The sequence below is a fragment of the Shewanella sp. DW31 genome (genome assembly GCF_015767295.1).
Taxonomy (GTDB): domain Bacteria; phylum Pseudomonadota; class Gammaproteobacteria; order Enterobacterales; family Shewanellaceae; genus Shewanella; species Shewanella oncorhynchi.
The window spans coordinates 35,656-59,955 of sequence record NZ_JADWMP020000025.1 but is presented as its reverse complement, the minus strand read 5'-3'; the positions used below and the strand labels follow the sequence as shown (position 1 = coordinate 59,955).

Sequence of the window (24,300 nt, the reverse complement as noted above, 5' to 3'; positions counted from 1 at the left end):
GCGCCTTTTTTATTAAGCCTGACCCGTCCTAAATAGCGGTAACGTCAGCTAATTCCAACAGATGATCAGCATAGACTTTCACATCAGCCCAGTCGGTATAATCGATAACAGACTTAGGATCAGTTGGACCCTTGGTCATCTTCATAATCAACTGAATCGCCAATCTGTCATACCAAGGCCATGAAGGATAATCCACTTTGCCCGCAATAATTTTAAGATCTGCAGGCGTCCATGGCGATAACGCAATGAACTTTTGCAGATACTTATTATTTGCTGGGATACGTTTTTCAGGATTTCTCGCCACAACATTGACGCAGAAAAAACTGTTTGGCAATGCGCCCAGAGCCTGTGCATGCTGTTCAATAAATTGAAACACGCTCTTATCATAGGTGCCATAGAGCACGCAGGCACCTAAGGCAACGACATCATAATCAGGCCAATTAATACAAGTCGCAGCAGCACTGTTGATATTGATGAGGTCAACCTTAGCGTCACGAAATCTTAATTGCTCGGCAATTGCACTGGCAATCTTGGCCGTATGGCCACCACGGGTAAAATAAAGTACGAGGACGCGTGTCATAGGCAATTCCCGATCCACTGAGTAATACCACCATTGTGGCAAGGTTACGTTAAATAAACCTCTGATAGGATCACAAATCAGTCGTATCTCATATTCTGAGATGCAAAAATTGAGATCTGCATTGCCGAGCAGTATGATTGCGTAAACACATGTGTTCAATTAGAATTATCTAATCAAAAGCGATAAAGTGAGTGACCTTATGCAAAATGATATAGATGTAGATGCAATGGTAACTAATGCGGAAAGTGCGGCTAAATGGCTCAAGGCCATAGCGAACCCTTATCGCCTAATGATTTTATGTCTATTACTAGACAAAGAGTTGAGCGTAACCGAGCTCAACGCCACAGTGCCATTAAGTCAGTCGGCCCTATCCCAGCATTTAGCTGTATTACGCGCAGAAGATCTCGTGGATACCCGTAAGAGCTCGCAGATTGTTTACTATAAACTCAAGAACGAGCAAGTCACCCAAGTGATTTCAATTCTGCATAGCCGCTACTGCGCGGCCTAACACTGCAAAATTAGCCTAAATTTAAGCCCTAACCTCTTGCAAGTGGTTAGGGCTTAATGGTTTTCAATGTTGGCTAAAACGGTTACCGAAGGCATCGACTTTTGCCCAATCGGTAAACTCAAAAGTGCCTGTGATATCCGTAGGCCCTTTAGTCAACCACATGATAAAACGTATCATGGTCCGGTCAAAGAAACCGTATTTAGGGTAATCAATCTTGCCCGCAAACACTTCTAACTGCTGGGGTTGCCACAGTGAAAGCTTGAGAAACTTTTGCATATAAGGATTGGTTTCAGGCGTATTTTTTAAGGGTTTGCGCGCTACTACGTTAACGGTAAAAAAACCATTAATCTTAGTATCTAGCACTGCATGGTGGCGATTCACATACTGATAAAGCTCTGGTCTATGTTTACCATAACGAATACTGGCACCAATCAGCACTTTATCAAAATCCACTAAGCTCAACGCTTCCGCCTGCTCTAATGTGGCGAGCGAAACCTGCTCTCCCGCCTGTTCAGCAATCGTCTTCATTTTTTGGCAAATTGCCAATGTTTGGCCATCTATCGTCGAATAGATTATTAACGTCTGCATGATTAATTCTTCCAAAAAGTTGGCGTAAACAAAATCAGTAAGGTAAATACTTCGAGGCGACCAAACAGCATAGCCACGACCAATACCCACTTGGCTCCATCACCAATACTGGCATAGTTGCTCGCTACCTCACCTAAACCTGGGCCTAGGTTGTTTAAGCATGCCGCCGTGGCACTAAAAGCCGTAATATCATCTAATCCCATCGCCATGAGTGCAAGCATACAAATTACAAACACCAGCGCATAGGCAGAAAAGAATCCCCAAACAGCATCAACCACGCGGTCGGGTAAGGCTTTAGAGCCAATCCTAATCGAAAACATTGCCTTAGGGTGAACGAGTCGTTTCAATTCACGGGAACCCTGTAACAGCAGTAAAATTACTCGAATGACCTTAATCCCACCCGCAGTTGAGCCACCACAGCCACCGATAAAACTCGAAAACATTAATAGTATGGGTAAAAACAATGGCCACAGATGGAAGCTATCAGTGCCAAATCCAGCCGTAGTGGCAACTGAAACTGCCTGAAATAAAGCATGATCTAAGGTTTCTTCTGGCGAATCATAAATACCAGAACGATAAAGCGTGAAGAAACAAATCGCTGTGAGAATAAGTTGAATCGCCACCAGCATCTTAAATTCAGCATCTTTAAAATAGACTCTAACGTTAATCCCACGTCGTGAGAATGCCGCAAAATGCACGCTAAAGTTAACCGCAGAAACAATTAAAAAGAACACACAAATAAGGTTAATAGTAGGACTATCGAAATAGCCCATGCTGGCATCGTGGGTCGAAAAACCTCCGATGGCTATGGTCGAAAATGAATGACAAATGGCGTCAAAAATACTCATGCCCGCCCACCAATAAGCCGTCGCGCAGGAAATCGTTAGCAGTAAATAGATATACCACAGTGCTTTAGCGGTTTCGGCTATCCGCGGGGTCATCTTACTGTCTTTCACTGGCCCCGGAATTTCTGCGCGATAAAGCTGCATTCCTCCCACACCGAGCACAGGTAAAATAGCCACTGCGAGCACAATAATCCCCATGCCGCCAAGCCATTGCAGCATATGGCGGTAAAACAAAATGGCCTTAGGTAGGAAATCGAGCCCGACAATGACAGTGGCTCCGGTGGTAGTTAACGCAGAAAAAGATTCAAAGAAGCTGTCTGTCCAGCTTAAGTCTGGCTGACTCGAAAAGATAAACGGCAAGGCACCAATAGAACCCAGTACAGTCCAGAACAGCACGACAATCAGGAAGCCCTCTCGAGTACGCAATTCTTCTTTGCAGTGGCGGTTCGGATACCAGAGCCAAAAACCAATAAATAGGCTAACAAAAAATGCCTGCATAAACGCCGTGCCGCCGCCATCGTTATACCAAACAGCGATCAGTGCTGGTGGCAGCATAGTGATTGAAAATAAACCAATCAGCAGGCCTATGATTCTAATTATGGTTTTATATTGCATTACGCGAGTTCAATTATTCCATTGGCTGTAAAGGTATTTTCAGCATTTGGGCTATTTTGGCATAATTTACGCAGGCATCACAGCTCAAACTCGGGCCTCAAACTTCCTTGACTCAGTGTCGCCAGCGACTCACAAAGCCATGCCTGTTGCTCTCGCCCTATCTCAAACACAATATCGACCGCTGCAGCAAATTGCTTATCGATGATCACGGCATCCACTTGCTGTAATAGATGCTCGACATCGCGCAGCGATGCATAATCACAATGCAACTTGGCGGGATACCGTAACTGTTTGAGTCGCGTCGGTAATTGAATCAAGCCTTGCCTTAAGCCCGACGTATAAGCCCGAACGAGTCCACCTACGCCTAGCTTAGTACCGCCATAGTAACGCACGACAACAGCGCCCACTTCGCCAATATGTGCCCCTTGCAACACAGCTAACATAGGGCGGCCTGCACTGCCAGCGGGCTCACCGTCATCACTCGAACCAATCAAGACGCTATCATCCGGTGCGCCAGCAACAAAAGCTGAGCAATAGTGGCTTGCGCCGGGATAGTCACGCTTTATGTCAGTAAGTACTAACTTTAATTTATCGACACTATCGCAATGAAAGAGAAAAGAGATAAAGCGACTATGCTTTATCTCTTCTTCAATGACGATTTCATCACAGGGAACGTTATAACTTTCGAGCACAAATTCGCCCTAATCTATTTTCAAACATCAATCGGCTAAGCCGAGCTCACGGGTCATGTTCTCGTTTCTATCTTGGTGCACTATGACGTTATCTTCGATACGAATGCCGCCAAAAGGCCTTAACTCATCAACCGTTTGCCAGTTGATCTGTTGGCCACGACTATCTTGTTTAAGCTCATTGAGCAAAGTATCTATGATGTATAACCCAGGTTCCATAGTCAGCACTTGGTTTGGCGCTAAAATGCGGGTGCAGCGCAAGAATGGATGGGCCTCGGGCGCCGCAATATGGGTACCGCGCTCATCGTGGGAGAAGCCACCCACATCATGCACTTGTAAACCTAACATGTGGCCTAAACCATGGGGGAAGAAAGCACTGGTAATGCCTTGATCAACCAAACCTTGGGCATCACCCGTGGCTAAATCGAAATCCAATAGCATTTGCGCGACTTTAGCGTGAGTCGCTAAGTGTAAATCAGGATAACGAACGCTAGGGCGCATCATGTCGATAAGCTCAAGCTGCGCCTTATTCATCGCAGCGATCAACTCATCGAAACGATTCTTCTCAAATGCATAGGTTCTAGTGATATCAGACGCATAGCCAAAGTAACTCGCGCCCGCATCAATAAGAAAAGACAAACGTTTCGCAGGGCTTTGATGCTCGAGCGCGGTGTAATGCAAAATCGCCGCATTTTGATTAAGAGCGATAATATTGCCGTAGGGCACTTCATTTTCGCTCTGGCCCACGGCAGATAAATAATGCTGTTGGATCTCGAACTCACTCGCACCGTTATAAAACGCATTTTTAGCAGCAAAATGTCCCTGCACCGCAATTTGGTTGGCGCGGCGCATACATTCCAGCTCATATTCAGTTTTAGTGGTTCTGTGGTAATGCAAATAGCTCATCACAGCATCAGGATTGCGACTGGTAAAACCCAGCACTTCGGCTACATCTAAATGCTCGCCCAAATAAGCCCAATTAACAGTGTCTTTGGGCAACAGTTCAGCGACCTTATCGGCCTTAGTTAACAGCTTAATATCAAAATGCTCGGTCCAGAACATATCCGGCACATCGGATACTTTGTGCCAAAAATCCACAGGACGATAAAAAATCAGCTGCGGCTTATCGCGACCATTGACGACTAACCAGCAATTCGGATTATCTAACACTGGCAACCATGCCTTGAAGTGCGGGTTTGCTTTAAAGGGATAATTGATATCATCCAAAAACATCCGATGCGGCTGACCCGAATGGATCACTAAACCAGACAAGGCTTCTCGAGACAAAATCTCTGCGACTCGGCGGTTTAACTCGGCAATATGGGCACGATAGTGATGAGCCAACTGATCCATTTGTCATCTCCTGCAATGAATAAAAGTTAATATTATGAGCCAAATTTGCCCACATAATCTTAATCTGATCATGAACAACAGATTCAATCAAAACGTTAAACTGTCACTCAATCTAAAATACATGGCTGCTGAATAAAGAACATTAAAGCGATAACATCATGATTATTTTTAATAATTCTATTCAACCCTAGCATGGCTGCAGCGTTTAAACGTCTAAGGAAAACAGCCACAAAGACCTATTTATCCGCAAAGTGATTTAACGCACCCTAGGTGTTCTACACTCTGTGCAGTGTATCACAAAGGTGAAAAATCACTCTAGCCGACAAGAAATTAAACAGTCGTTTAAATTGGGTGTTGTAATTTATCGAATTTCGAAGCACACTGGCACACAACTGGTCAAATGATGGCCGAAGCTGCTGTGAGATAGAGAGTCGTACTAGCACCAACACATAATGGTGGGTATCACTTTTAAGCCAAAAGGAAGCAAGCAATGATCTACCAAAGTCCTACAATTCAAGTTGAGTTACTCGAGGATAATATTGCCAAGCTGTGCTTTAACGCACCCGGTTCGGTGAACAAATTCGACAGAGAAACCCTCGCTTCGCTCGATGCCGCATTAGACAGCATCAAGCAAAATTCCAATATCAAAGCGTTAGTGCTGACCTCAAGTAAAGATACCTTTATTGTGGGTGCCGACATTACCGAATTTTTAGGCCTATTCGCACAAGATGACGCCGTACTGCTCTCTTGGGTTGAACAAGCCAACGCTGTCTTCAACAAACTCGAAGACTTACCTTTCCCAACCGCATCTGCAATCAAAGGCTTTGCCTTAGGTGGCGGCTGTGAAACCATTCTGGCAACGGATTTTCGTATCGCAGATACCACAGCCAAAATCGGTTTACCTGAAACTAAACTCGGCATCATCCCAGGCTTTGGCGGCACAGTTCGTCTGCCACGTGTGATTGGTGCAGATAACGCACTTGAATGGATCACCACAGGTAACGACCAACGCGCTGAAGATGCACTGAAAGTCGGTGCTGTGGATGCTGTGGTTGCGCCAGAAGCATTAGAAGCGGCTGCAATTCAAATGCTCAAAGATGCTGTTGCTGAAAAGTTAGATTGGCAAGCGCGTCGTAACCGCAAGCTGTCTGCACTAACACTGCCAAAACTTGAAGCTATGATGTCATTCTCCACAGCCAAAGGCATGGTGTTTGCGGTTGCGGGTAAACACTACCCTGCACCAATGGCCGCAGTAAGCGTGATTGAGCAAGCATCGACTAAAGGCCGCACCGAAGCACTGCAAATCGAGCATCAAGCCTTTATCAAACTGGCTAAAACTGACGTTGCTAAAGCGCTTATCGGTATCTTCCTTAATGATCAATTCGTTAAAGGCAAAGCGAAAAAAGCGGGTAAATTAGCCAAAGAAGTGAAAAACGCTGCCGTATTAGGTGCTGGCATTATGGGCGGCGGTATCGCCTACCAAAGCGCCAGCAAAGGCACACCGATTGTCATGAAAGACATTGCCCAGCCAGCATTAGATTTAGGCCTCAATGAAGCCGCCAAACTGCTGTCTGCCCAAGTTGCTCGTGGTCGTTCAACGCCAGAAAAAATGGCCAAAGTGCTGAACAACATCACGCCTTCATTAGATTATGCTGCGCTCAAACACAGTGATGTCGTCGTTGAAGCCGTTGTTGAACATCCAAAAATTAAAGCACAGGTTTTAGCCGAAGTTGAAGGCTATGTGAGTGAAGATGCAATTATCGCGTCAAACACCTCAACGATTTCAATCAACTTGCTCGCTAATAGCATGAAGAAACCTGAGCGTTTCTGCGGTATGCATTTCTTCAACCCAGTGCACAAAATGCCGTTGGTCGAAGTTATCCGTGGTGAGCACAGCTCTGAAGAAACCATCGCCTCTGTTGTGGCTTACGCCAGCAAAATGGGCAAAACGCCAATCGTGGTTAACGATTGCCCAGGCTTCTTCGTTAACCGCGTACTCTTCCCTTACTTTGCAGGCTTTAACGGCTTACTTGCCGAAGGTGGCGACTTTGCTGCAATCGACAAGGTAATGGAAAAACAATTCGGTTGGCCAATGGGCCCTGCTTACCTGCTCGACGTAGTGGGTTTAGACACAGGTCATCACGCCCAAGCCGTTATGGCTGAAGGTTTCCCTGATCGAATGGGTAAATCAGGCACTGATGCGATTGATGTGATGTTTGAGAACAAACGTCTTGGCCAGAAAAATGGCAAAGGTTTCTATGTCTATTCAGTCGATAGCCGTGGTAAACCGAAGAAAGATGTCGATCCAACGAGCTACGGCCTATTGAAAGCTGCCTTTGGCGAGTTAAAAGCCTTTGAAGCCGATGACATTATTGCCCGTACTATGATCCCTATGATCATCGAAACCGTGCGCTGCTTAGAAGAAGGTATTGTCGCATCACCAGCCGAAGCGGATATGGGCCTAGTTTATGGCTTAGGTTTCCCGCCATTCAGAGGCGGCGTGTTCCGTTATTTGGATACCATGGGTGTCGCAAACTTTGTGGCCTTAGCAGACAAATATGCTCACTTGGGCGGTCTGTATCAAGTCACAGATGCGATGCGCACATTAGCAGCCAATAACGGTAGCTACTACCAAGCCTAATTAGCGGGAAAGGAATTTAATCATGAAACAAGCTGTTATCGTAGACTGCATCCGTACTCCGATGGGCCGCTCAAAGGCTGGCGTATTTCGTCATGTACGTGCAGAAACTCTGTCTGCCGAATTAATGAAAGGTCTGTTGCTGCGTAATCCGCAACTCGACCCAAACCTAATTGAAGACGTGATTTGGGGTTGTGTGCAACAAACCCTAGAGCAAGGCTTCAACATTGCCCGTAATGCTTCACTATTAGCCGGCATTCCAAAGACCGCTGGCGCTGTGACGGTTAACCGCCTATGTGGTTCGTCAATGGATGCTATCCATCAAGCTGCGCGGGCGATTATGACTGGCATGGGCGACACCTTTATTATTGGTGGCGTAGAACACATGGGCCACGTGCCTATGAGCCATGGTGTCGACTTCCACCCAGGTCTTGCTAATAACGTGGCAAAAGCCTCTGGCATGATGGGATTAACGGCTGAAATGCTAGGTAAACTGCACGGCATTACCCGTGAACAGCAAGATGCTTTTGCGGTACGTTCACACCAACGTGCTTATGCTGCGACGATTGAAGGCCGTTTTGCCAAGGAAATCTATGGCATTGAAGGTCACGATGCTAACGGTGCCTTAATTAAAGTACTGCAAGACGAAGTGATCCGCCCAGAAACAACAATGGAATCTCTAGCAGCACTGCGTCCGGTATTTGATCCAGTTAACGGTACTGTCACTGCGGGTACTTCTTCTGCACTGTCTGATGGCGCTTCAGCCATGTTAATCATGGAAGAATCTAAAGCGCGCGCACTTGGCTTACCAATTCGTGCACGTATTCGCTCTATGGCGGTTGCGGGTTGTGATGCGGCTATAATGGGTTACGGCCCTGTTCCTGCCACGCAAAAAGCGCTGGCTCGTGCCGGTATCACAGTTGCCGATTTAGATGTGATTGAACTGAACGAAGCGTTTGCAGCTCAGTCTTTACCTTGTGTAAAAGATTTAGGCTTAGCGGATGTGGTTGATGACAAAATCAACCTCAACGGCGGTGCGATTGCATTAGGTCACCCACTGGGTTGTTCAGGTGCGCGTATCTCTACGACGCTGATCAACTTGATGGAAGACAAAGACGCGACCTTAGGTTTAGCGACCATGTGTATTGGTTTAGGCCAAGGTATCGCAACCGTGTTCGAACGCGTTTAATTCGTTAATCAAATAATCATCAAAGCCGGAACTTGTTCCGGCTTTTTTATGCCAAATCTTCTGCCATCGTAAATATTAATATTTCTCATTTCTTCTGCTGTTCATTTGAAAATCAGTCCGTTATCGACTTAACTACAAGGGCATTACTGGCTATTGTGGACGACAACAGGCAAGCAATCATCAGCCAAATCTAGGCAGTGTAGTGCAAGGATGCAATTCGTTGTTTTACCAGAGGAATGCCAGATGCTACAAACGGAACAGACCCTTTTCGAACAAATGCGGATCACTGAGCTGGAGATCGAGTCTCGTAAGGCACTCTTCTCTTTTACTGGGGCGGACGTAAAGGCCCTGCAATCCTTTAAGCCCATCATTGAAGAAAACATAGATAAAATCGTCGACGACTTTTACGGCTTACAAACCAGTGTGTCAGAAATTGCGCTCTTGATTGGAGACTCAGACACCCTTGCCCGCCTACGTACCGCACAGAGAAGATATGTGCTTGATTTATTTAATGGTATTTATGATCTTGAGTACGTAAACAATCGCCTGCGGATTGGTTTAGTCCATAAACGTATAGGTGTTGAACCCAAACTTTACCTGTCTGCAGTACACACTCTCAAGGAGTTGATCTATGCAGTGATCAACAGCTCAGTACAAGATGTACGTCAAGCCGAACGTATTCGAGCCGCAATTGATAAACTCGTGCTGTTTGATGTCACACTAGTATTCGATACATATATTCGCAGCTTAGTCTCCGAGATTGAGAACGCTAAGGATAAAGCCGAAAAATATGCCCAAAGCATGGAAAGCAAAGTCAAAGAGCGAACACAGCAGTTAGAAGAACTCTCGCAAACCGATCCCTTAACAGGTTTGCTCAACGTAAGGCACTTACAAGAAACCGCAACTCGCATACTCAGAGCAGCCCAAAGACGCGCCGAGCCCGTATGTGTCATCTACTTAGATGTAGATGATTTTAAATTATTTAATGACACTCAAGGCCATAGATCAGGTGATGAAGTACTTTGTGCTGTCGCAAAAGCGATTAAAGAAACCACTCGTGCTGAAGATCAATGTTTTCGATATGGTGGAGATGAGTTCTGTATCATCATGCCTAACTGTCGTGAGGAACAAGCTCGCGAGAATTTCATCACTCGGTTTAATCAAAAAATAAAACTCAGTCTAAACAATATTTCCTTAAGCTTTGGCATTACAGATACTGGCCCCTATGAATATGAAGAAGCCAATAGCTTAATTCATAAAGCCGATCAAAAAATGTATAGCTACAAACGGGCGTCCAAATTGCAGCAACAAACTATGGCAGCTGCAAATGATTTAGCACCAGAGAATAGTACAGCTGTTATCCATCCAATCTCTCAATCTCAAAGCGCTGCTGATAAAGCCGTTGAGTAATGTTAATTACCATAAGCCATAAGTTTGTTCCACGTGGAACATTTTATCTCTAGCTTTGGTAACGACAAAAAGCACACCAATCAAACCACATCACAAATTGAGACCACCAACTTGGTTTATCATGGGGGCTGGAGTAACATTAGCTAATTCTGCTTAACTGTTCAGTAGAGGTAATATGAACGATGCTTTCTCAACCGCACAGCATAGGCTCGATGCACTAGGCTTACGTTGCCCAGAACCTGTAATGATGGTGCGTAAAACGGTAAGACAAATGGCTGCAGGCGAGACACTGCTGATCATTGCCGATGACCCAGCAACGACACGCGATATTCCAAGCTTCTGTGAGTTTATGGATCACACCCTTATCGCCAGCGAAACGGCTCAGACGCCATACCAATATTTGATCAAAAAAGGACTTTAAGTCGTATCGTTTTAGCGACTTAATCATTAAAAAAGGATGTGAGGAACTATGCCAAAACTGCTGGCAATTGCCTATAAAACTGTAAAGCGCGGCCCAATGAATGAGGTTCTCTGTGCCAATGTCACCCAGTTAAATGGTGTAGAGAAAGATGTATTTGGTCGTCCTGGCAAACGCCAAGTCACTGTGCTTTCCAAACTACAATGGCAACAAGCCTGTCGTGCTATCGAGGCAGAATTGCCTTGGACGACTCGCAGAGCAAATCTGCTCGTTGATGGTCTGGTATTTAGCAGTGCAGATGTTGGTAAACATTTACAAATTGGTGAGTTACTACTTGAAATTACAGGTGAGACCGATCCCTGTAAAAAAATGGAAATTGCACATGTCGGTTTAGAGGCCGCACTCACCCCAGATTGGCGAGGAGGTGTTACATGCAGGGTATTAAATGATGCCATGATCCACCTAGGTGATGAGATAGCAATTTTCTTTCCTCGCTAATCCAATCAGCCTATCTCAGCTAGTTCTCCATACTCCTCTATAAATAGAACCAAATAACTTGGTTCTATTTCTGTTTTCCCAACCCTAATATAAATATCAGCTTTCTAGCTCGAACATCAATTGAAACAGTATTTACGTTTTCCTTCCTATCTATTTATGCGATAACTACACCAAGTATTAACAAAACTTTATCTTGTGATTAATACCGATCATGTAGCCCATAAGAACGATAACAGGAAGTGACATGTTTAACTCTAAACTTACCCCGCTTTATATTGCCCTCACTCTTGGGATGAATACCCTCGCAGTTAACGCCACAGAAACGAAAGAATCGACTTGGAATGTTAACGCTCCAGCGAATGCTCCCTTAGTGCAAGTCAAAGTTGATGTTAATGAAGGCACTTGGATGAACTTGAGTGTCAGCCCAGATGGTAAATATATCGTCTTCGACTTACTCGGTGACATCTACCAAATTCCAGTAACAGGCGGTGAAGCTAAGCCATTAGCCCAAGGCATAGCTTGGCAGATGCAGCCCGTCTATAGCCCCGATGGCAAGCACATTGCTTTTACGTCCGATGGCGATGGTGGTGATAACATTTGGATTATGGATGCTGATGGTAAAAACCCAAGAACAGTTACCCAAGAAACCTTCAGGCTGCTAAACAGTCCAGCTTGGAGCCCAGACTCCCAGTATCTGGTTGCCCGTAAGCACTTTACCGCCAGTCGTAGTTTGGGTGCGGGCGAAGTGTGGCTATACCACGTTGCGGGTGGTGAAGGCGTTAAATTGACCGAGCGTCCTAATGATGAGAAAGATTTAGGTGAACCCGCGTATTCACCCGATGGTCGCTATATCTACTTTAGCCAAGATGACACGCCGGGTAAAACATTCCATTACTCAAAGGATTCGGTCAACGGTATCTACAAAATAAAACGCTACGATACTCAAACTGGTGAGATTGAAGTATTAATCGAAGGCACGGGTGGTGCAATTCGGCCAACGCCGAGCCCAGACGGCACTAAGCTCGCCTATATTAAGCGCGATGATTTTCAGTCATCACTCTACCTACTCGACCTTAAGTCGGGAGAGACGACTAAACTGTTTGGCGAACTTGACCGTGATATGCAAGAGACTTGGGCCATTCATGGCGTCTATCCAACAATGGCATGGACACAAGATAACAAGGATATTTTCTTCTGGGCTAAGGGAAAAATTAATCGTCTGAATGTTGCCAATAAAACACTCACAGATATCCCCTTTAGTGTAAAAACTGAGTTAGCCATACAACCCTCGGTGCGCTTTAAGCAAGATATCGATAAAGACGTTTTCGATGTAAAAATGCTACGTATGGCGCAAGTCTCACCGGATGGTAGCAAAGTCGCCTTCGAAGCACTGGGGAAAATTTGGTTAAAATCCTTACCCGATGGCAGAATGTCGCGCTTAACTGATCTAGACAAAAATATTGCAGAACTTTATCCCCAATGGTCGCGCGATGGTAAAAATATTGTTTTCACCACTTGGAATGACCAAGACCAAGGCACAGTACAAGTGATTAGCGCCAAAGGTGGCAAACCTAAGCAGCTAACATCTGAACCAGGAAAGTATGTCGAACCCACCTTTTCACCCAATGGTGAACTCGTAGTGTATCGTAAAACTCAAGGCGGTAACCTCACACCAAGAACTTGGTCGCAGGAGCCCGGGCTATATAAAGTCGATATTAAAGGTAAACAAAATAGCAAGATCAGTACCGATGGCTATCAAGCTCAATTCGGTGCCAATGCCGATCGCATCTTTTTTATGAATAGCAGCGAAGATGAAACGCCGCAATTATCATCGATCAACTTAGACGGCTTCGATAAGCGGGTTCATTACAGCAGCAAACATGCAACTGAATTTAGGGTTTCACCCGATGGTGAGCAACTCGCCTTTGCTGAACGCTTTAAAGTTTGGGTAACACCTTTTGCTAAACACGGTGAGACAGTTGAGATTGGCCCCAATGCCAGCAATCTACCTGTAAGCCAATTGAGTGCCCGTGCGGGCGAAAGTATCAGTTGGAACAGTAAAAGCGACCAACTCTATTGGACTCTTGGCCCCGAGTTGTACCAAGCCAAGGTTGACACTCAATATCGCGACAAAGATGAAAAGGCACAACCAAGCATTATCGATTTAGGCTTTACCGAAAAGGCCGATGTTCCACGTGGAACAATCGCCTTCGTCGGCGGTAAAGTGATTACGATGGAAAATGACCAGGTGATTGAGAACGGCGTGGTCATAGTTAAAGACAATCATATTGTCGCCGTAGGCGATACCAATATTGCGATTCCCAAGGATGCGCAGATCATCGGCATCAAAGGCAAATCCATTATGCCAGGACTATTCGATGCCCACGCCCATGGACCGCAAGCAGATGATGAAATTGTGCCACAACAGAACTGGGTGCTGTATTCAGGCCTTTCCTTGGGTGTCACCACTATTCACGATCCATCGAATGACACCACAGAAATCTTTGCCGCATCTGAGCAACAAAAAGCAGGCAATATTGTTGGCCCACGAATATTCTCCACCGGCACCATACTTTATGGAGCGAATGCGCCAGGCTACACATCGCACATAGACTCACTGGATGATGCCAAATTCCATCTTGAACGCCTGAAAAAAGTCGGAGCCTTTAGCGTAAAAAGCTATAACCAACCGCGCCGCAATCAGAGACAGCAAGTCATAGCCGCAGCTCGTGAACTTGAAATGATGGTTGTCCCTGAAGGTGGCAGTTTGCTGCAACATAATTTAAGCATGGTCGCCGATGGCCATACTACGATTGAGCACTCGCTCCCCGTTGGTTCAATCTATAACGATATCAAACAGTTTTGGAGCCAGACTCAAGTTGGTTACACCCCAACCTTAGTAGTCGCCTATGGTGGTATTTCTGGTGAAAACTACTGGTATGATAAAACCGATGTATGGGCCCATCAACGCCTATCCATGTATGTGCCCGCCGATATTTTACAAGCAAGATCAATGCGACGCCCCCATGCTCCAGATAGCCACTACAATCATTTCAATGTTGCTAAGGTGGCTAACGAGCTCAATAAGTTAGGTGTTCATCCTAATATCGGCGCTCACGGCCAACGTGAGGGTTTAGCGGCACACTGGGAAATGTGGATGTTTGCCCAAGGCGGCATGAGCAATATGGAGGTATTAAAAACGGCCACCATTAATCCAGCGACGACCTTTGGCATGGAGCAGCAACTCGGTTCTATCAAAGAAGGTAAGCTCGCAGACTTGATCGTTATTGATGGTGATCCATTAGCCGACATTCGAGTTACCGACAGAGTCACTCATACTATGGTCAATGGTAAGTTATTTGATGCAGAGACTATGAATGAACTTAATGGGGATAAAGCACAGCGTAAGCCGTTTTTCTTTGAGAAAATCTAAGTTCGACCTCAAGGCAAAATGAAATTGTCGCTTTTCTATAAGACCATTTAGACTTTATAAGAGTGATGACTAACTCCTGCGAATAACAAAAAGCATGTTCCACGTGGAACATGCTTTTTTATCTCTAGGCTTCTAATACCACGACAAGTCCCAACCCCTACTTCAACATAGGCAAGCTCTGCGATTAATGTTACTCGTGGTTATGCAGTCCGGCACAAGAATCGACACAGGCCTGATAAGCAATACACTCGACAAGGTGATCGTTCACCATACCCACCGCCTGCATAAAGGCATAACAAATGGTTGGACCGACAAAATTGAATCCGAGTTTCTTCAACGCCTTTGACATGGCTTCAGATTCTGGTGTTTGTGCCGGAACCTGCGACATTGCCCTAATCTGATTAACTATGGGTTTACCGCCCACAAAGCTCCACAAAAATGCAGAGAAATCCTTCCCATCGGCTGTATAGGCTAAATAACCTTTAGCATTCTTGATGATAGAGTTCACCTTCAAGCGATTGCGCACTATACCGGGATTCAACATGAGCTCCTCTACCTTCGCCTCATCGAAAGTCGCAATAATCTCAGGTTCAAAATTAGCAAAGGCCTGTTCATAGTTTTGTTGCTTCTTCAGGATAGTTATCCAAGATAATCCCGCCTGTTGACCATCTAAACACAACTTAGCAAACAGCTCCTTTGGATCATAAACAGGTCGCCCCCACACTTTGTCGTGATACTCACGATACAAGGGATCATCACTGACCCAGCCACAGCGGATCTCTTCCATGGTATATAACCTTATTGTTTTAATTAAGAAGGTAAAAAATAACCTACATAAGCAGATATCTACAAGGTATAATCGAACCCATTTTCTATTCAGGCTGACGGCAGTAGACAAGTAGACATGACGACAAAACACGACGTAAAAACATTTCAGGGTTTCATTCTCACCCTGCAGGAATATTGGGCACAGCAAGGCTGTGCAATTGTTCAACCTCTAGATATGGAAGTCGGCGCGGGTACATTCCACCCACAAACTTTCCTACGTTCTTTAGGGCCAGAACCTATGAGCAGTGCCTATGTGCAGCCATCGCGCCGCCCTACGGATGGTCGTTACGGTGAAAACCCTAACCGTCTGCAGCACTACTACCAATTCCAAGTCGTGTTGAAGCCTTCACCTGACAATATTCAAGAGCTGTATTTAGGCTCACTGCAAGCACTGGGTATTGATACTCAAATCCACGATATCCGCTTTGTGGAAGATAACTGGGAATCACCAACACTAGGTGCTTGGGGCTTAGGCTGGGAAGTTTGGCTTAATGGTATGGAAGTGACTCAGTTTACTTACTTCCAACAGGTCGGCGGCATCGAATGCAGCCCTGTCACAGGTGAAATCACCTATGGCCTAGAGCGTCTGGCCATGTATATCCAAGGCGTAGATAGTGTTTATGATCTCGTATGGACCGATGGTCCACTAGGCCTAATCACCTATGGCGATGTGTTCCATCAAAACGAAGTCGAGCAATCGACCTATAACTTCGAACACGCCGATGTGGATTTTATGTTCACCCTGTTCGATCAGTGCGAAAAAATGTGTCAGCATTTATTGTCGCTAGAAAAACCCTTACCTCTGCCCGCCTACGAGCAAGTGATGAAAGCCTCACACGCCTTCAACCTGCTCGATGCCCGCCATGCCATTTCAGTTACCGAGCGCCAACGCTACATCTTACGCGTTCGTACTATGGCGAAAGCGGTCGCTGAATCTTATTATCAGGCACGCGAAGCGCTTGGCTTCCCAATGTGTAAGTAGAGGTAAAAACATGAATTTTGAAAACTTACTCATAGAGTTAGGCACGGAAGAATTACCCCCTAAGTCACTGCGTAAACTAGCTGAATCCTTTTTAGCTAACTTTACTGAAGAACTCACCAAAGCCGATTTAGCGTTCAGCTCAGCCGTTTGGTACGCAGCGCCACGTCGTCTGGCAATTAACGTCACTGAACTTGCCCTTGCACAAGCTGACAAAGTCGTTGAAAAACGCGGCCCAGCAGTGAGTTCAGCATTCGATGCTGAAGGCAAACCGACTAAAGCCGCCGAAGGTTGGGCACGTGGTAATGGTATTACTGTTGAACAAGCCGAACGTTTAGTTACAGATAAAGGCGAATGGTTAGTCCATAACGCCAAAGTTGAAGGCGTCGAAACCAAAAGTTTGATCGCTGCTATGGCGCAACGAGCCCTCGATAAATTGCCCATTCCTAAGCCAATGCGTTGGGGCAATAATAAAACCCAATTTATTCGCCCTGTGCACACAGCAACTATGTTGTTAGGCAGTGAGTTGATTGAAGGTGAATTGCTGGGTATCAAATCGGCACGCACTGTTCGCGGTCACCGCTTTATGGGGCTCAAGCAGTTTGAATTAGCACACGCTGATCACTACCTTGCCGACCTAAAAGAAAAAGGCAAAGTCATCGCCGATTACGAAAGCCGTAAAGCATTAATCAAAGCCGATGCCGAAAAAGCCGCCGCTAAGATTGGTGGCACAGCCGATATCGAAGATAGCCTGCTTGAAGAGGTCACCTCTTTGGTTGAATGGCCAGTAGTATTGACCGCTAGCTTCGAAGAAAAATTCTTAAGTGTACCGTCTGAAGCTTTGGTCTACACCATGAAGGGCGATCAAAAATACTTCCCAGTCTTTGATGACGCGGGCAAGTTACTGCCAAACTTTATCTTTGTAGCCAATATCGAATCTAAAGATCCCGCGCAAATTATCTCAGGTAACGAGAAAGTCGTTCGTCCACGTCTTGCCGACGCCGAGTTCTTTTTTAATACCGATAAAAAACACACGCTGGAATCACGTTTACCTAGCCTAGAAACCGTCCTGTTCCAACAACAGCTCGGCACCTTAAAAGACAAAGTGAATCGTATTTCTGCCCTAGCCGCCTTTATTGCCGGACAAACTGGCGCGAATGCGGTTGATGCAGCCCGTGCAGGTTTGTTATCTAAAACCGATTTGATGACCAATATGGTGATGGAGTTTACCGACACTCAAGGCACTATGGGCATGCACTACGCCCGCCTCGATGGTGAAACCGAAGCCGTTGCGGTTGCAATGGAAGAGCAATACAAGCCTAAGTTCTCTGGCGATACTGTGCCTAGTGCTGGCGTATCTTGCGCAGTCGCATTAGCAGATAAGCTCGATACTTTAGTCGGTATCTTTGGTATTGGCCAAGCACCAAAAGGCGCAGCCGATCCCTTTGCCCTACGCCGTGCCGCCATCGGTGTGCTGCGTATTATCGTTGAGAACAAACTACCACTGGACTTAGTAACACTGATTGCTAAAGCTCAGGAGCTCCACGGTGCTAACTTAAGCAACGCCAATGCAAGCGACGAAGTGTTAGAGTTCTTAATGGCACGCTTCCGCGCTTGGTATCAAGATAAAGGTATTGGTGTTGATGTGATCTTAGCCGTGCTAGCACGTCGCCCAACACGCCCAGCTGATTTTGATAGTCGTATCAATGCGGTATCACACTTTAGAAGCCTAGAAGCTTCTGGCGCACTTGCGGCAGCGAACAAACGTGTATCAAACATTCTAGCTAAGGTTGAAGGTGCTTTACCGACAACGATCAATGCAAGTCTGTTAACCGAAGCCGCAGAACAAGCATTGGCAGCCAAGTTGAACGAGCTGCAACCGCAATTGGCGCCTTTGTTTGCCAATGCCGATTACCAACAAGCCTTAACCTTGTTAGCTGGCCTACGTGAAAGCGTGGATCAGTTCTTCGAAGATGTGATGGTCATGGCGGATGATGAAGCGTTGAAAAACAATCGTTTAGCATTATTGAATAATCTACGCGAGCAGTTCCTGCACGTCGCGGATATATCACTACTGCAATAACGATACTAACGTTTTTTAAATTATCGCTTTAGAAAAAACGCGCTCAATAGCGCGTTTTTTATTGTCCTGATATCTTAAACAGCCCAATCAGAACTGCAGCAGTTTTTGATGTAAGCCATCAAATTGAGTTTGATCTAAGTTAACTTGCTGCAGTAAATTCGCCAGTATCTCAGGGGATAATTGCCCTGCTTGATGCAGCATAGAAATCTCGCTAATCACATTCGCCCGCCATACCACTACGGCGAGCCCCGCTTGCGGGCGCGAGTTCACACTGGCAAGCTTGTCTAATTCTGTTTCAAAGGTATTGGGTAACTGCCAATGCTTAGCAAGCAATGAACTCAAGGTTAACGATTTCGTCGTCATCACTTGTCTAAATAATCCAGAATTAGGCTGTTCTCCCGGCTCTGCCTGTACAAATGCATCGAGGAGCATTTTAAAAATAGCCAACTTGCCGACATCGTGTAATAGGCCCAATAAAAAAGCCGTATCTTGATCTTCATCGCTTAACTCACTGGCGAGAAAAGCAACCTGCATCGAATGGCGCCAAATTTCTGCCCCAAAACGACGGAAATAGATTGGTTTGATATCCAACATTTCACGCACTAAACAAGTGGTGACAAATTTTCTCAACTGTTCGCGGCCAAGCTGTACCAAAGCCTGCTGTAAACTGGTGATATCCCTATCGCTACGTTTAAACGCGGGAGAATTACACAGCTTAAGCACCTCAATACTCAATAAAGGATCTCGCTCGATAAGCGCTAATAGATCCTTAATATCAAATTGTGGGTCGGCCAATTTACGATCTAACTCCAATACCTTTGATGGCAGCTTTAACACTTTTTCGGCGATGACTTGTGGCGATGCCAAGGCTTGCTCTATCTCCGCCATTACCCGACGTTCAAGATTATTCGCTACACCGCCAGTGTCCTTAACCCGTGTCGGAAATAACAAACTATAAAAGAGAGCAGATAAATCAACAGATACCACGCTAATGTCTTCGAGAGGTTTAGCAGGCTTTCGCGCAGGTTCAAGCGACTTACCTAAGTCCGTCGTTGAAAAACTTTTGGGTCTCTCAACGGTCGCCGTATCGCGAATATTAAAGAGTTTATTAAAAAGTGATTTAATCAAGAAGCATCAACCTGTCATTATAAATAATTGTTAAAAAGTCATTTAAATATTGCCCATCATAAATCCATTTTGATCAGCTCAAGCCGTGTATTAAGACATTGTAGACAGGCTAATACTTAGCTTAAGTGTAACATATTCAATTCATTTCGGACTTCTTCTATCCCACCATTACTGCTTTTACAAAGACAATCTTGGTTACAAGTTGAAACCTCAAAAAACTTACATTTCAGCATCATTTAACTGACAATATGCCTACCATTCATAAAGGGATACGTATTTTGCCTCCCTTTAAGTGATTAACAATCTACTCGCGAGCTAACAACGGAAAATTTGATGATCGAGGTAATAAAAGCGGGTGCACTAACCACAGTTCAAGATATCGGACGCATGGGATATCGACATTTAGGCGTAACCCAAGCTGGTGCCTTAGATAGACCTGCACTGTGTTTAGCAAACCGCCTACTCTCAAACCCAGACAATACACCCGTACTGGAATTGACCTTCGGCCAATCGATTTTTTTGTTTAAACGTGATGCTTGGATTGCCTTAACGGGTGCCGATTTCGATGCCCGCATAGACAATAAACCCATAGTTTGCGGCTGGCGTTACTCAATTAAGGCAGGACAAAAACTCAGTCTTAGAGGGGGAAATAAAGGCATGCGTGCCTATGTTGCGATTGATGGCGGCGTTAGAGTGCCGTTAGTGATGGATTCTGCTGCAACTGATTTAACCTCAGGTATCGGTGGATTTCATGGTCGCGCATTAGAAGCTGGCGATAACCTGACCTTAGGTTCAGCTCATCCACTAAGAAGGCAAGTTGGCGCAATTCAAAAAAGTTGGAATGGGCATATTCGCGCACTCGCAACAAAGCACACCCAAGCCTTCTCGTTGAAATCTCAGCAAACATTCTGGCAAACACAGTGGCAACTGTCGGCAGAAAGCAATCGTGCAAGTGCAATACTCAACGGGGAAATATTGACCTTAGCAAAACCATTTCCCGTTCAATCCCATACAGTCAAGCCCGGAGTCATTCAAGTGTCAGCTTCGGGGCAACCTTTAGTGTTACTTGCCGATGCTAAGACCACCAGCAATCATCCTCAAATCGCCGTGATTATTGAAGCCGATCTATGGAAACTCGCGCAAACTCGCCCAGGGCAGACAGTTAAATTCGAATTGGTTGACGATGAACAAGCCGCAACGGCGCAAGCAGAATGGCATGACTACTTCTATCGACTACAACGTAGCCTAGGTTAACGAACCACTACATAATCAAATCTACAAAATATCACCCCGTATTCCCTACTAAACCCTATATCGGTTTAATTCAAATAACACACTATGCTCGCGCTAATTCGCACTTAGGTTCGGTGTAACTTGCTGGCTATAAAACAGCGCCACATCTTGTAATTGCTCAGAGCTTAACGCGCTGACTTGTGATTGCATCAAAGGATCGAGTCGTAAACCGGTTTTAAAATCGACGAGCTGTTTATTAAGATAAGCTAATTTTTGTCCCTTTAAGTTTGGGAATTGCTTGGCCATAGCGATCACCGCATTGCCATGGCATGACTCACACTGTGCTGTAGCCAATGCCTGACCTCGCTCTATATCTGCTTGATAAACCTCTCCATTAACCTCTGTGGATAAACCACATAGCGCAATCAAACTTATGATAATCGCTTTCATTTTGGTTCCTTAGGGAAAGGGTTAACTAGCGTAGGCTGCAGGTTCGGTTCTAAAGGTAGACGTCTGAAGATCGTCATATCCATTTCAGCCTGCCCATAATGAGTGCTTAGATAACTCAAGGTCGGCTCCCAAGTATCCGACAAGTCCCATAAACCCTGAGTGTCTATCATCCACTGCAAAGTCTCTTTCCAAAAGGCTTTATCGCCGTGGTTTTGCACGACTATCATACTGGTATGGCAGGCATTACATTGATAGTTCACTAACTCCCAGCCAGGAGCCATGATCAAACCCGATTTAGGGTCCACTGGATACTCAGCGGCTAGCGAAATACTGGATGCTACTAGCCCAAGCAATATCAGTTTATTGATATGCGACTTCATCACACCACCCTAACGGCAATACGGTGGCAGCCGTTAAACATATATCCCTTAGGATTCCATTGCGGTTGTACGACAGGCTGACTATCACCTTCACTATCGGTTGCTTTGGCCCAGATTTCATAATAGCCCTGCGACGGTAATTGCAATTCAATCTTCCATTGCTGCCATGCTGTTATGTTTTTAGGTTTTTCTAATTCAGCGGCAAACCAACGGGTGCCATAATCGTAGCTTACTTCCACCTTAACCACTTCCCGCAATCCCGCCCAAGCATGGCCTGCGATAGTCATCTTTTGACCCACAGCTAATTCGGTTCCAGATTGGGGTTGAGTGATCAATGACTTCACTATCATTTCTTCAATGATTTTATAGTCTTTATCATCAACGGACTCACCTGGCGCTATAGGATATTTAGGGAGTTGATACGCTGGTGCTTCCATTTTATGTCCATCATGGACTTTATTACGCACACTGATCCCCGTCGCCGCTTTTTGCGAAACGGAGCCTGGCCGTCCACCAAACACAATACGTAAGGGATATCCATGTAAATACGGAATGTCCTCACCGTTCATCGACCATGCAATAAGCCCAAGCTCTTCGAGCGCCGCCTTTATTGGTACGCCGCGTGAAATCGCCTCACCTTTGCCGCTCAAATGCCGATCAACACCGTGGTGGCCTGTATAAACAGCATCAGCTTTAATACCACAATCCTTAAGCACATCACTCACTAAGACACCTGTCCACTCGGAGCAAAATACGCCAGCATTATTCCATTGATTGCCTTTAGTACTAGGAAAGAAGCCAGAGCGACTATTACCGCCACATTCAATCAGTAACTGTAATGTGTAATGCTTAAAGCGGCGCTTGAGCTCATCGATTGTGTAGGTTTTCGGAGTAGCAACGGACTCGCCATCCACTTTAAAAGTCCAAGTCTTAGCATCCAGCGCCTTAAAATCAGGCACTATGCCATTCCAACGGATAAACGATGCATCGGCAGGCGTCACAGCAGGAGCGAGCTTATGCTCCGGCGGAAACGCATTCAGTGGATGAGTGTTTAACACTTTGAAATAACTCGGCAAGTCCTCTGCCTTAGTCCAAGTTAATGCTGATATATCCAGAGGAGTGACGGCTGCGGGAAGCTGATCGGCAAATACCCACTTAACGGGTAAAGCTGATAACACAGACGTCGCTACCGCACCTTTAATAAAAACCCGACGATTAAGATCCATGTTATTTATCCTTTCCGAGGTAAAAGTAATCCGCCATCAGCTGCATATCAGCCTCAGTCAAGAGTTGGGCGACTTTAGTCATAGTGGGATCTTGGCGATTCCCCGCCTTAAAGGCTCGAAGCTGCTTCAATAGGTATTCTGAGTTTTGCCATCCGATGTTAGGAATATGCTCAAAACGACTCACACCGGACTCGCCATGACAGGCCTTACACATATTCAATAACTTATTTGCCTCATCGGCGTTTGCCACCGCCGATAGCATAAAAATCAGTGCACTTACGGGGTAAATTACTCGCTGCCACATACATTTATCTCGCCAATTAGCCTTCATCTCGACAGAATCCATCGAACAAAGTAATTAAGATATGGTTAAATTATCTCAATGCTGTGAGTCGTTTAAATTCAATAAAAGTGACTCGTAAGCTCAAGAGAAATGACGTGTATTAGCGGATGTAGAAAGGGTAAAATATTCATTAGTCATAGGTGAAATGAGTCCATATAGTAGCTTTGCAGAAACACTCGGCATTTCACTCAAGGACAAACAATGGATCTTTATATTGGCAATAAAAACTACTCTAGCTGGTCACTGCGGGCTTGGTTTATGGCCGCAAAATCTGGCGTGCAGTTCAACGAAGTATTACTGCAACTCGATACCGACAGCTTCTATCAGCAACTCAAAGCCATTTCGCCGACGTTAAAAGTACCGACATTAGTCGATGGTGACATTAGGGTATGGGATTCACTATCAATTTGTGAATACCTCAACGACACCTATCTTGCAGGTAGCGCATGGCCGCAAGCTCCTAAACAAAAAGCCAAGGCCAGATCGATTGCCAGTGAAATGCATTCAGGCTTTAATGCCGTGCGTAACGCTCTACCAATGAACATACGCGCGAGGCGCTATGTTGAACTCACAGATGCGGTCCGCAAAGACATTGAGCGCATCGATGCGATTTGGTCTGCACAGATGGCCGAGTTTGCCCCATCAAATTCCGAAGGTACTTGGTTATTTGGCCAATGGTCGATTGCCGACATGATGTTTGCCCCTGTGGTTATGCGTTTTCTTACCTACGATATTGAAGTCTCGCAGGCAAGCCGTGCCTATATGCAGCATGTGATCAGCTGTCCGGAAATGCAGGCGTGGATTAATGCGGCTAAAGCAGAGACTGAAATTGTTGCGGCGGATGAAGCGGGTATTGATCGATAAAGAGATAAATCATAGAGATAAA

General features: G+C 45.5%; 22 protein-coding genes. 11 read left to right on the top strand and 11 right to left on the bottom strand.

Annotation, left to right across the window (positions count from 1 at the left end; all coding sequences use genetic code 11):
- Positions 1-28: 28 nt before the first annotated feature.
- Positions 29-580: a menaquinone-dependent protoporphyrinogen IX dehydrogenase gene (gene hemG, locus GWI56_RS18295; protein ID WP_198573728.1), complete on the bottom strand. Its 552-nt coding sequence runs from the start codon at positions 578-580 to the stop codon at positions 29-31.
- 199 nt (positions 581-779) lie between these two features.
- Between hemG (GWI56_RS18295) and GWI56_RS18290 the strand changes: the two genes are divergently transcribed.
- The gene (locus GWI56_RS18290) at positions 780-1,088 is read left to right on the top strand and encodes a metalloregulator ArsR/SmtB family transcription factor (RefSeq protein ID WP_105250823.1); all 309 of its coding nucleotides are present in this window, start codon (positions 780-782) and stop codon (positions 1,086-1,088) included.
- Positions 1,089-1,151: 63 nt separating this feature from the next.
- Here the strand turns inward: GWI56_RS18290 and hemG (GWI56_RS18285) are convergent, their stop codons facing one another.
- From hemG (GWI56_RS18285) to pepQ, 4 genes are all read right to left on the bottom strand, one after another.
- Positions 1,152-1,676 (bottom strand): menaquinone-dependent protoporphyrinogen IX dehydrogenase, encoded by a 525-nt coding sequence (gene hemG / locus GWI56_RS18285; RefSeq protein WP_198573727.1) that lies wholly within the window; start codon positions 1,674-1,676, stop codon positions 1,152-1,154.
- 2 nt (positions 1,677-1,678) lie between these two features.
- Complete coding sequence (locus GWI56_RS18280; protein ID WP_105250821.1) at positions 1,679-3,136, bottom strand: TrkH family potassium uptake protein; 1,458 nt, start codon at positions 3,134-3,136, stop codon at positions 1,679-1,681.
- A gap of 77 nt (positions 3,137-3,213) precedes the next feature.
- Positions 3,214-3,828: a YigZ family protein gene (locus GWI56_RS18275; protein WP_198573726.1), complete on the bottom strand. Its 615-nt coding sequence runs from the start codon at positions 3,826-3,828 to the stop codon at positions 3,214-3,216.
- A 27-nt stretch (positions 3,829-3,855) separates the two neighbouring features.
- Complete coding sequence (pepQ, locus tag GWI56_RS18270) at positions 3,856-5,178, bottom strand: Xaa-Pro dipeptidase (RefSeq protein WP_198573725.1); 1,323 nt, start codon at positions 5,176-5,178, stop codon at positions 3,856-3,858.
- A gap of 490 nt (positions 5,179-5,668) precedes the next feature.
- Between pepQ and fadB the strand changes: the two genes are divergently transcribed.
- The 6 genes from fadB (at position 5,669) to GWI56_RS18240 (ending at position 14,764) form a co-directional block, all read left to right on the top strand.
- The gene (gene fadB / locus GWI56_RS18265) at positions 5,669-7,819 is read left to right on the top strand and encodes a fatty acid oxidation complex subunit alpha FadB (RefSeq protein WP_198573724.1); all 2,151 of its coding nucleotides are present in this window, start codon (positions 5,669-5,671) and stop codon (positions 7,817-7,819) included.
- Between the two features lie 22 nt (positions 7,820-7,841).
- Complete coding sequence (fadA, locus tag GWI56_RS18260) at positions 7,842-9,005, top strand: acetyl-CoA C-acyltransferase FadA (RefSeq protein WP_198573723.1); 1,164 nt, start codon at positions 7,842-7,844, stop codon at positions 9,003-9,005.
- 243 nt (positions 9,006-9,248) lie between these two features.
- Positions 9,249-10,415, top strand: a complete 1,167-nt coding sequence (locus GWI56_RS18255; RefSeq protein WP_198573722.1) for a diguanylate cyclase — start codon at positions 9,249-9,251, stop codon at positions 10,413-10,415.
- 175 nt (positions 10,416-10,590) lie between these two features.
- Complete coding sequence (gene tusA, locus GWI56_RS18250) at positions 10,591-10,836, top strand: sulfurtransferase TusA (RefSeq protein ID WP_105250817.1); 246 nt, start codon at positions 10,591-10,593, stop codon at positions 10,834-10,836.
- A 48-nt stretch (positions 10,837-10,884) separates the two neighbouring features.
- Positions 10,885-11,331, top strand: coding sequence for an MOSC domain-containing protein (locus GWI56_RS18245; RefSeq protein ID WP_113941403.1), 447 nt, complete (start codon positions 10,885-10,887; stop codon positions 11,329-11,331).
- A gap of 244 nt (positions 11,332-11,575) precedes the next feature.
- A complete protein-coding gene (locus GWI56_RS18240; RefSeq protein WP_198573721.1) occupies positions 11,576-14,764 on the top strand; it encodes an amidohydrolase family protein in 3,189 nt (1,062 codons plus the stop codon).
- A 190-nt stretch (positions 14,765-14,954) separates the two neighbouring features.
- On the opposite strand, the gene GWI56_RS18235 is transcribed toward GWI56_RS18240, so the two are convergent.
- Entirely contained in the window at positions 14,955-15,551 is a 597-nt protein-coding gene (locus GWI56_RS18235) for a DNA-3-methyladenine glycosylase I (protein WP_198573720.1), read from the bottom strand.
- Between the two features lie 117 nt (positions 15,552-15,668).
- Between GWI56_RS18235 and glyQ the strand changes: the two genes are divergently transcribed.
- Together glyQ and glyS are read left to right on the top strand one after the other, a co-directional pair.
- Positions 15,669-16,574: a glycine--tRNA ligase subunit alpha gene (gene glyQ, locus GWI56_RS18230; protein ID WP_006084781.1), complete on the top strand. Its 906-nt coding sequence runs from the start codon at positions 15,669-15,671 to the stop codon at positions 16,572-16,574.
- A 10-nt stretch (positions 16,575-16,584) separates the two neighbouring features.
- On the top strand, positions 16,585-18,654 hold the full coding sequence (glyS, locus tag GWI56_RS18225) for a glycine--tRNA ligase subunit beta (protein ID WP_198573719.1): 2,070 nt from the start codon (positions 16,585-16,587) through the stop codon (positions 18,652-18,654).
- An 87-nt stretch (positions 18,655-18,741) separates the two neighbouring features.
- Here the strand turns inward: glyS and GWI56_RS18220 are convergent, their stop codons facing one another.
- Positions 18,742-19,782 carry an HDOD domain-containing protein gene (locus GWI56_RS18220; RefSeq protein ID WP_198573718.1) on the bottom strand — a complete coding sequence of 347 codons (1,041 nt, stop codon included), beginning with the start codon at positions 19,780-19,782 and terminating at the stop codon, positions 18,742-18,744.
- A 333-nt stretch (positions 19,783-20,115) separates the two neighbouring features.
- Between GWI56_RS18220 and GWI56_RS18215 the strand changes: the two genes are divergently transcribed.
- Positions 20,116-21,036 carry a biotin-dependent carboxyltransferase family protein gene (locus GWI56_RS18215; RefSeq protein ID WP_198573717.1) on the top strand — a complete coding sequence of 307 codons (921 nt, stop codon included), beginning with the start codon at positions 20,116-20,118 and terminating at the stop codon, positions 21,034-21,036.
- A 93-nt stretch (positions 21,037-21,129) separates the two neighbouring features.
- On the opposite strand, the gene GWI56_RS18210 is transcribed toward GWI56_RS18215, so the two are convergent.
- The 4 genes from GWI56_RS18210 to GWI56_RS18195 are packed head-to-tail and all read right to left on the bottom strand — an operon-like array spanning position 21,130 to position 23,375.
- Positions 21,130-21,465, bottom strand: a complete 336-nt coding sequence (locus GWI56_RS18210) for a c-type cytochrome (protein ID WP_198573716.1) — start codon at positions 21,463-21,465, stop codon at positions 21,130-21,132.
- Positions 21,462-21,845 carry a cytochrome C gene (locus GWI56_RS18205; protein ID WP_198573715.1) on the bottom strand — a complete coding sequence of 128 codons (384 nt, stop codon included), beginning with the start codon at positions 21,843-21,845 and terminating at the stop codon, positions 21,462-21,464. Before GWI56_RS18205 ends, GWI56_RS18210 begins: the two co-directional genes overlap by 4 nt.
- On the bottom strand, positions 21,845-23,071 hold the full coding sequence (locus GWI56_RS18200; protein ID WP_198573714.1) for a sulfite oxidase: 1,227 nt from the start codon (positions 23,069-23,071) through the stop codon (positions 21,845-21,847). The genes GWI56_RS18205 and GWI56_RS18200 overlap by 1 nt, the downstream gene beginning before the upstream one ends.
- A 1-nt stretch (position 23,072) precedes the next feature.
- Positions 23,073-23,375 carry a hypothetical protein gene (locus GWI56_RS18195; RefSeq protein ID WP_006083821.1) on the bottom strand — a complete coding sequence of 101 codons (303 nt, stop codon included), beginning with the start codon at positions 23,373-23,375 and terminating at the stop codon, positions 23,073-23,075.
- A 240-nt stretch (positions 23,376-23,615) separates the two neighbouring features.
- Here GWI56_RS18195 and GWI56_RS18190 point away from each other — a divergent pair, with 240 nt between their 5' ends.
- Positions 23,616-24,278, top strand: coding sequence for a glutathione S-transferase family protein (locus GWI56_RS18190; RefSeq protein WP_198573713.1), 663 nt, complete (start codon positions 23,616-23,618; stop codon positions 24,276-24,278).
- The last annotated feature ends 22 nt before the right edge of the window (positions 24,279-24,300 follow it).